Here is an 8,645-nt window from a genome sequence, read left to right on the forward strand (position 1 = left end):
GCACAGACGCCAAATGTGGTCATGATCGTAGTTGACGACTTAGGCTGGGCTGATGTTGGCTATAACGACCACTCTGGTGTTTTTCAAACCCCGAACATTGATGCCCTTTCAACGAAAGGACTTACCTTTACCGATGCTTATGCCGGTGCTGCGAACTGTGCTCCTAGTCGAGCGGTTTTGATGAGTGGCCAATATTCGCCGCGTCACGGTGTTTATACCGTATCGCCTTCAACTCGTGGCAATGCAAAAACACGTAAGCTGATCCCAGAGCCCAATACGAATGATTTGGAAGACGATGTCATTACCATGGCTGAAATGTTTCAGAAACAAGGTTATACCACGGGCAATTTTGGTAAATGGCATTTGGGTCTAGATCCTAAAACACAGGGCTTTGATCACAATGTGGCGGGGTATCAAAAGGGACATCCAAAAACCTATTTTAGTCCCTATAACCTACCATTCATCACCGATGGCCCTGACGGAGAATATCTGCCTGACCGCCTCACTAGCGAAGTTATCGATTGGATATCGGCGGTCAAAGAGCAGCCATTTTTTGCTTACATTCCTTTTTACACGGTTCATACCCCTCTTGAAGCAACCGAGTCGGTAAAACAAAAGTATTTAGATCACCCGCTTATTCGCAATGAACGACACGCTACGTTTGCTGCAATGGTAGAACTAATGGACATCAACGTTGGCAGAATAATGCGTTCGTTAGAGCAGCAAAAACTACTCGACAATACCCTGGTTATCTTTACTTCAGACAACGGTGGGATCCGTTCTATTTCATACCAAGACCCACTAAGAGGCGGCAAAGGCAGTTATTATGAAGGTGGAACACGTGTGCCACTTGTTGTTTCTTTTCCAAATCGTATTGCACCAAGAACCGATGCAACCCCAGTCATAAATGCTGATTTATACCCTACGTTAGCTAGCGTTATCAATGCAGATGTGAGTAAACAAACGTTAGACGGAAGCGATTTATCACCACTTTGGTTTGACAACAAAACACTCGAAAAAAGAAACCTATACTGGCATTTTCCTATTTATTTACAGGCCTACAATGCAAGCGCTGATCAAAGTCGCGACCCGCTATTTCGAACTCGGCCAGGCTCGACTATGCGCCAAGGAAAATGGAAGCTACACCATTATTTCGAAGATAACGTATTTGAGTTATATGACTTAGAAAATGATTTAGGTGAACATGTAAATTTAGCTGCTTACTTGCCTAAAATCGTTAATAACTTAAGTAAAGATCTTAACTCTTGGCGCACTGCCATAAATGCGCCAATTCCAACAGAGCTAAATCCCAAATTTGATCCAGAATTCACTCTAAATCATACTAATAAAAAACTACTTCAAGATAAGGGAAGGTAATGAAAGCGCAACTAAAAATATTGTTTGCGATGACGCTAGCGGCGCTGGCGTCAGGCTGTGGGCAATCATCTCAAAACGCAACTAGCACTATGAATGATAATGTGATGCCCGAGGGCTCAAAACATAAGGTTACGCCAAATGTTGTTATCTTTTATGTTGACGACTTAGGTTATGGCGACATAGGCAGTTACGGCGCAAAAGGCGTTGAAACCCCGGAGCTTGATCGTATTGCAGCAAACGGCATTCGTTTTACCGACGGCCATTCTTCTGCGGCTACCTGCACTCCGTCACGTTACTCTTTATTAACCGGGGAACATGGATTTAGAAATAATGCGCAAATTTTAAAAGGCGATGCTCCTGCATTAATTCAGCCGAGCAAACCCACTATGGCATCCATGTTTAAAAAAGCGGGTTATACAACCGCGGTTATTGGTAAATGGCACCTTGGTTTAGGCGATGGCAATCTAGATTGGAATAAAGCCATAAAACCGGGCCCGCTCGAAATAGGGTTTGATTATAGCTTTTTGATCCCTGCTACAGGCGACCGAGTACCAACGGTTTATGTTGAAGATCACAATGTCGTTAACTTGCAAAAAGACGATCCGCTATTAGTTAATTACAAGAAAAAAATTGGCGATATGCCAACAGGTTATGAAAATCCAGAACTGCTTCGTTATAAAGCGGATGGTCAACATAACAAAACCATCGTAAACGGTGTAAGTCGCATAGGTCACATGGATGGCGGTAAAGCGGCTCATTGGGTAGACGAAGATTTTGCAGAAGTATTTACCGAAAAATCCATTGATTTTATTAGAAAAAATAAAGCTAACCCATTCTTCTTATTTAAGTCATTTCACGACATTCATGTGCCAAGATTGCCTCATCCTCGTTTTAAAGGAAAAAGTACAATGGGGCCACGTGGTGACGCGATTGCTCAAATGGACTGGATCACTGGTCGTATCATAAAAGAAATTGAATACTTAGGACTAGCTGAAAATACCTTGATCATCTTTACCAGCGACAATGGCCCAGTTTTGTTTGACGGATATTTTGATGATGCCGCCAATATGCTTGGCGACCATAAACCCGGGGGACCATTTAGCGGTGGTAAATACAGTCGTTTAGAAGCTGGAACACGTGTACCAACACTCGTTTACTGGCCAGGAACCATTCAACCACAAGTGAACGATGCGTTAGTTTCACAAATGGATATCTACCGCTCATTGGCGAAACTGGTTGGCGTCAAATTAGCCGATGATGAGGCTGTCGACAGTTTAGATCAGCTTTCTGTTTGGTTAGGCAAATCAGAAAATGGCCGAGTTGATTTGATTGAAGAGTCATTGGGGAATTCGGCGTTGCGCCATAACCAGTTTAAATTCATCCCTAAATCGAACAAAAAGCCGAATTTTATAAAATCCAAAAAAATTAAAGGCGGCTACATAAACGAGGATCAACTTTATGATCTATCCACCGATCCTGGAGAGCTGAATAACCTTGCTGCGGAAAATCCAGAGTTAGTGTCAAAGCTTCAAAGACGTCTTGATGAAATCATCCAAGGCCGTTATTAGCGTTAAGAAACAACATCCCCTTAGTTAACACTGAGGGGATACCATTTAGGATATGTAAAATGAAACAGTCCCTAATCAGTTTACTGTTGTTTTATAGCTGTATTAGTTTTATGTCGAGCGCGATTGCGCAAACCGAAACAAGTAAACAGCCTAATATTTTGATGATCCTAGTTGATGATCTTGGCTGGCGAGACTTATCGAGTTATGGCAGTGACTTTTATCAGACACCAAACATAGACCAACTTGCCAACAGCGGCATCAAATTTTCCCAAGCCTATTCCGCCGCACATATTTGTTCACCAACACGTATGAGCATTTTAACCGGCCAGCACCCAGCCCGATTGCACGTCACCGACTGGATCCCAGGATGGCAATATCCAAACGAAAAATACTCAGTTCCCGCATGGAATTTAGATGGCATTAAGGCAAAAGATCTGACGGTAGGCGAAGTCCTGCAAGATAACGGCTATAAAACCGCATGGTTTGGTAAGTGGCATATAAAGGGTCTTAAAGAGTTTGTCGATAGACCATTAACAAAACAAGACAGCGAAAAAAATATCGCAGCCCAATACCATGGTTTCGACGCCGGACATCAAGATTTTAGTCTCAATGGCGTGCACAACAAACAAGATCCAAAAGGTGTGCATCAACTGACCAATGAAGCTATTGACTATATTTCGCAAATATCGAAACAAAACAAACCTTGGTTTGTCACGATTTCTCACTATAGCGTTCATACCAAAGTGCATTTTAATGATGACATCAAAGCCCTTTATGACGAACGAAAAAAATGGGTTAAATCGAACCAAAATAATAGCCAATACGCGGCAATGCTGCATTCTCTCGACGATAGCGTAGCGACTGTGATGAATTACTTAACTGACAATAATTTAGCCGAAGATACCCTTGTCATCCTGTTGTCCGATAACGGTGGTTTAGATAAAAATGATACGGGACGACCAACGGATAATGCGCCACTTCGAAATGGTAAAGCGACGCTTTATGAAGGCGGAATTCGCATTCCATTTATTGCCAGTTGGCCCGGACAGATCAAACCGAATCAAACATCAGATACATTAATTAGTACAGTGGATTTGCTGCCCACATTTGCCCAAATTAGCGGAGCAAAAACGCCAACATCAACATTAGATGGCGTTGACATTTCTCACTTATTTTTTGAACCGTCAGCAACATTACATCGCAATGCCTTGTATTGGCACTACCCACATTATCACCGTCAAGGTCAGCCTTCTGGCGCGATCCGCGATGGCGACTTTAAACTTATTGAATTTTTTAATGACCAAAAAATTGAGGTTTATAATTTGAAAAATGATATTGGCGAACAGCACAACATCGCGCATTTACAGCCCGAATTAACCGCTTCGTTGTTATCAAAATTACGCCAGTGGCGACTAGAAGTCGGCGCCCAAACTATGCCTCTTAATAAAAACTACGACCCTAATAAAGCGAGCTGGTAGATAGTCGCTGTTTATTATTAATAAACAAATTAAATACAGATTTTTTTAAATTGGAGTTTCACAAATGCAGTATAAAGTTATGTTAATCTTGTGTATCTCAGTGATATTAAGCGCAATGCCTTCACCGAGTATCGCCAAACCGAGTAAGTTAGAATATGAATACCTTGGCGTCGCGCTAGAAGCCAAAGGCAAACACATATGGGGCACATCGCCGATTATAGGACCTGATGGCAAGGTTCACTTATATGTTGCCCAGTGGTCTCTAGATGGACAAAAAGACTTCAGTGGTTGGTTTAAAGAAAGTGAAATCGGTCACTATGTTGGGGATACACCTCAAGGCCCGTTTAAATTTGTTGGTATCGCTGTGGCCGACAAAGGTGGCAAATTTAATGCTCCACATAATCCAACGATTAAAAAGATTGATGGCCGCTATGTCCTGAGCTTTATTGTTAATGAAGACAATAAGTTGGTGACCCAGCGCATTATTATGTACGTTGCAGACGATTTAAACGACAACTGGCGTCCGGCTGCTGGTGCGGAACCCGATGGCACGATTTTACGAAAAGGCACCCATGAAAATAGCTGGAATAAAACCGCTAAGCTTGGGGTTTCAAATCCGACGTTACTCAAAGTAGACGGCAAATATTTTCTTTATAACAAGTCTGTCCTGAAAAAAAATCCAAAGAAAAAATGGGGTGCATATACCTACGGTGTTGCCATTTCAGATACGCTTGAAGGCCCTTACAACTACACTAAACAAGTGACCCCTGACTGGCGCGGTATTGAAGATGTATACGCGTTTGAGATGAATGAGTCGGTTTATTTTTTAAGTCGTGACTTTGGCAGTAAAAAAGGTTCACATGGCGGTGGTCTGTTGTGGCAATCAGATGACGGTTTGTTTTTTCCTTGGGAAAACGTTACTCGAAGCTTTGAAGCGTTAGATCATTACGTTGGCAAAGAAACATTGGCTGACAATACCGTCTACCGTGGTGACTTAACCGGTCGTCTAGAACGTCCTCAGATCTTGTTTGAAGACGGCAAGCCAGCATATTTATATATGGCTACCGGAATTAACTCTACACCGGGTCATGGTAGTCGGTCTCATGTCTTTAAGATTAAGTTTATCGAAGCTGACACTAAGTAATTACGTATCATTCCTCAAGAGCAATAAAAGTAAGTTTGTTTATTTTTATTGCAAAATAGAGATTATTGATTGGTGAATTAGAGCAAAAAAAAGCTAGGGCATGTTAAGTGCCCTAGCTTTTTTATATCGAAGGTTTAGTTCCCTTCCTAAAATGAAACCGTTTCGTGGTTTCGTATATCGTTAAGTTCAATTAACATCGATTTTACTCGGGCTGGTTCTTTATCTGCCAGGTTATTTTTTTCTGCAGGGTCAAGGGCCAAGTTGTACAACTCAAACGGGCTCTGACCTTTTTTAGGGGTTATATTAGCCGGTTTAGAAAAGCCACCACTTCCTTTGCCTTCCACTAATTTCCAATCGCCAACTCGAATAGCAAAACGACCTTTAATTGAATGATGGATCATAGGTGCGCGGTCAAACTTGTCGCTCTGCCCAAGCAATACCTGTGAGAAATCATAAGAGTCTGTCGCAGCACCCTGTCCTGGTTGCACACCTACAATTGATGCCATAGTGCGAACAATGTCATTTAATACGATTGGGGCAGCCGATTCGGCATTTGTTTCAACTCTACCAGGCCACTTTATGATAAGTGGTACACGATGTCCGCCTTCATAAATATCGGCTTTTTGTCCGCGCCATTCGCCATTTGCGCGATGCGCATATTTCTTTTGATCATTTGGTTTCCAGTGCGCGCCATTATCTGACGAATAGATAACTATCGTATTGTCTTCAATGCCAGCGGCTTTAATTGCAGCTAAAACATCACCAACAACATGGTCTGTATTAGCGGCAAAATCACCATAAGTGCCTGCACCACTAACGCCTTGGAATTCTTTAGCTGGTAACCACGGTGTATGTGGTGAAGGGAGTGAGAAGTACATAAAAAATGGCTTCTCTTTGTTAGCCGCTTCAGCAATTTTGCTTACCGCTTTTTTAGTTAAATTAGGCAGTACTTCTTGGTGTTTAAAGCCGTCACCTATTTCAGCTTTGCGCCAAAAGCCATCACCACCGCCTCTTCTATGTTTGCTCGCTGCGATTTTATTACCTGTTAATGGCGTCACAACGTGTTCGTTTTCGATATAAACATAAGGTCCCATATCTAATGATGCAGGGATGCCGTAAAAATAATCAAAGCCAAGAACATTTGGTCCCGGTGATAACTGGCCACGATAATCAGGTTTACCTTCCCCTAGTCCTAAGTGCCATTTACCAACCATAATCGTTTCGTAGTCCGCTTTTTTTAGCAAGCCAGCAATAGTTTCGCGCTTAGTGTCTATCATCAGCGGAGACTCTGCATCAAGCACTCCTTTCTTTAGCGCTGTACGCCAGGCATAACGCCCGGTTAACAATGAATAACGTGACGGTGTACAAACGGCTGAAGAAGAATGAGCGTCAGTAAACTTCATACCTTCAGATGCAAGTGCGTTTAGATTAGGCGTTGGCACAAGGCTGTCGGTGTTATAACTTTGAATATCACCAAACCCCATGTCATCTGCAAATATGATAACGATATTAGGTTTTGTTGGTGATTTTGACGGATTTTCTACTTTGCTCTCTAAAACGGATTTTGTCGATGACATGTTACAGGCCGAAAGGACCGAAAGTAGTGTAAAAGTGGTGAGAAATTTGTACCCTGTTTGACGGAGTATTGCCATGTTGTTCTTCTTCTTTAAAACGGTTTATTTACCAATAACGTTGAATAATTTTTTTATTCGCACAGCAAAAATTGCAGTTGGAAAATTAAATCCTTGTCCAATGTGCTTTATATTATCAAAATTATTGACCATAAAATTAAAACAGTTTTAATTGGCAACAACCGTAAAAAAATACCACTAAAATCTTATGTATCAACCTTTGCGGCTTTAAATTGTAAGTTAAACTGAACCCGACAAATAATCGAATGCGTCGTGCCCAATCTGTATGCACTTTAGTTAATACATATTTTTACGCTTTTTCGGTTTTAACCTTGTTTTAAAGGTCACTAATTAGAATTATAAAGGCTCCATAAATGAAATTAATATTCAGTTTACTTTTTGCTTGTGTATTTGTTACCGGATGCGCGAGTGAACAGGCAGTGACAGTAGAAAAGTCGACTATTGACGCTTCGTCGGAAAAAGTAAGTTCTGCATCTAAATCAGATGCAAAGGCAAAAGCAAAAGCGAAGGCGAAGGCGAAAGCGAAGGCAAAAGCGAAGGCAAAAGCAGATCCAGTGCCGCAACCTGACAAGAAAGTTTTGTACAAAACCATAGGGAAGACACAACTTAAGATGCATGTGTTCTTGCCACCATCAAGCAATACCAACAAAAAACGCCCTGCAATACTATTTTACTTCGGTGGCGGTTGGAACGGTGGTAGTCCAGCACAATTTTATCGCCAAAGTGAATATTTAGCCTCTCGTGGAATGGTGGCGATTGCAGCGGAATATCGAGTTAAAAGTCGCAACAAAACGACTCCAAAAGAAGCGGTAATGGATGCTAAATCCGCAATGCGCTGGCTTAAGGCAAATGCTGCCCAATTTAACATCGACCCGAACAAAATTGTTGCGTCAGGTGGTTCTGCAGGTGGCCATTTGGCAGTAGCTATGGCAACCATATCAAAATTTGACGACCCAAATGATAATTTGAACATCGACACTATGCCTAGTGCATTAGCATTATTTAACCCGGTTTATGACAATAGCAAAGCAGGTTATGGCTTTAATCGCGTGAAAGATTACTGGCAGGATTTTTCGCCAATGCATAATCTAACAAAAGATGTGCCGCCAACAATTGTATTTTTAGGGACAAAAGATCATCTTGTACCAGTTGCGACAGCTGAGTCGTTCCGAGACAAAATGCAGGCATTAGGTTCTCGCTCTGAACTGTATTTGTATAAAGGCGGGAAACACGGATTCTTCAACTACAACTCTAAAAAGAATTTTACCGATACGTTATACAAATTAGACGAATTTTTAACGTCTCTAGGGTATTTAGAAGGCCAACCAACTATTAAAATCATTAAATAGGTAAGTAAGTAAGTAAGTAAGTAAGTAAGTAAGTAAGTAAGTAAGTAAGTAAGTAAGTAAGTAAGTAAGTAAGTAAG

At 41.6% G+C, this 8,645-nt stretch carries 6 protein-coding genes; 5 read left to right on the forward strand and 1 reads right to left on the reverse strand.

The features are described from left to right. Positions 1–21: 21 nt before the first annotated feature. The 4 genes from Q4575_RS18265 (at position 22) to Q4575_RS18280 (ending at position 5,567) form a co-directional block, all read left to right on the forward strand. Positions 22–1,377 carry a sulfatase gene (locus Q4575_RS18265; protein WP_303523789.1) on the forward strand — a complete coding sequence of 452 codons (1,356 nt, stop codon included), beginning with the start codon at positions 22–24 and terminating at the stop codon, positions 1,375–1,377. Continuing rightward, positions 1,377–2,945, forward strand: coding sequence for a sulfatase-like hydrolase/transferase (locus tag Q4575_RS18270; RefSeq protein WP_303523779.1), 1,569 nt, complete (start codon positions 1,377–1,379; stop codon positions 2,943–2,945). The genes Q4575_RS18265 and Q4575_RS18270 overlap by 1 nt, the downstream gene beginning before the upstream one ends. A gap of 59 nt (positions 2,946–3,004) precedes the next feature. Then, the gene (locus Q4575_RS18275; RefSeq protein WP_303523781.1) at positions 3,005–4,423 is read left to right on the forward strand and encodes a sulfatase; all 1,419 of its coding nucleotides are present in this window, start codon (positions 3,005–3,007) and stop codon (positions 4,421–4,423) included. Positions 4,424–4,487: 64 nt separating this feature from the next. Then, on the forward strand, positions 4,488–5,567 hold the full coding sequence (locus Q4575_RS18280; protein WP_303523783.1) for a glycoside hydrolase family protein: 1,080 nt from the start codon (positions 4,488–4,490) through the stop codon (positions 5,565–5,567). Positions 5,568–5,713: 146 nt separating this feature from the next. On the opposite strand, the gene Q4575_RS18285 is transcribed toward Q4575_RS18280, so the two are convergent. After that, positions 5,714–7,144 (reverse strand): arylsulfatase, encoded by a 1,431-nt coding sequence (locus Q4575_RS18285; protein ID WP_303523784.1) that lies wholly within the window; start codon positions 7,142–7,144, stop codon positions 5,714–5,716. Between the two features lie 428 nt (positions 7,145–7,572). Here Q4575_RS18285 and Q4575_RS18290 point away from each other — a divergent pair, with 428 nt between their 5' ends. After that, positions 7,573–8,568, forward strand: a complete 996-nt coding sequence (locus Q4575_RS18290) for an alpha/beta hydrolase (RefSeq protein ID WP_303523787.1) — start codon at positions 7,573–7,575, stop codon at positions 8,566–8,568. Positions 8,569–8,645 lie beyond the last annotated feature (77 nt).

This window comes from Psychrosphaera sp. 1_MG-2023 (genome assembly GCF_030548245.1).
In the GTDB taxonomy this organism is placed as follows: Bacteria; Pseudomonadota; Gammaproteobacteria; order Enterobacterales; family Alteromonadaceae; genus Psychrosphaera; species Psychrosphaera algicola.

Coding starts and splice junctions, on each gene's coding strand:
- Q4575_RS18265 (WP_303523789.1), top strand. CDS start 22: ATGATCGTAGTTGACGACTTAGGCTGGGCTGATGTTGGCTATAACGAC.
- Q4575_RS18280 (WP_303523783.1), top strand. CDS start 4,488: ATGCAGTATAAAGTTATGTTAATCTTGTGTATCTCAGTGATATTAAGC.
- Q4575_RS18290 (WP_303523787.1), top strand. CDS start 7,573: ATGAAATTAATATTCAGTTTACTTTTTGCTTGTGTATTTGTTACCGGA.
- Q4575_RS18275 (WP_303523781.1), top strand. CDS start 3,005: ATGAAACAGTCCCTAATCAGTTTACTGTTGTTTTATAGCTGTATTAGT.
- Q4575_RS18285 (WP_303523784.1), bottom strand. CDS start 7,144: ATGTCATCGACAAAATCCGTTTTAGAGAGCAAAGTAGAAAATCCGTCA.
- Q4575_RS18270 (WP_303523779.1), top strand. CDS start 1,377: ATGAAAGCGCAACTAAAAATATTGTTTGCGATGACGCTAGCGGCGCTG.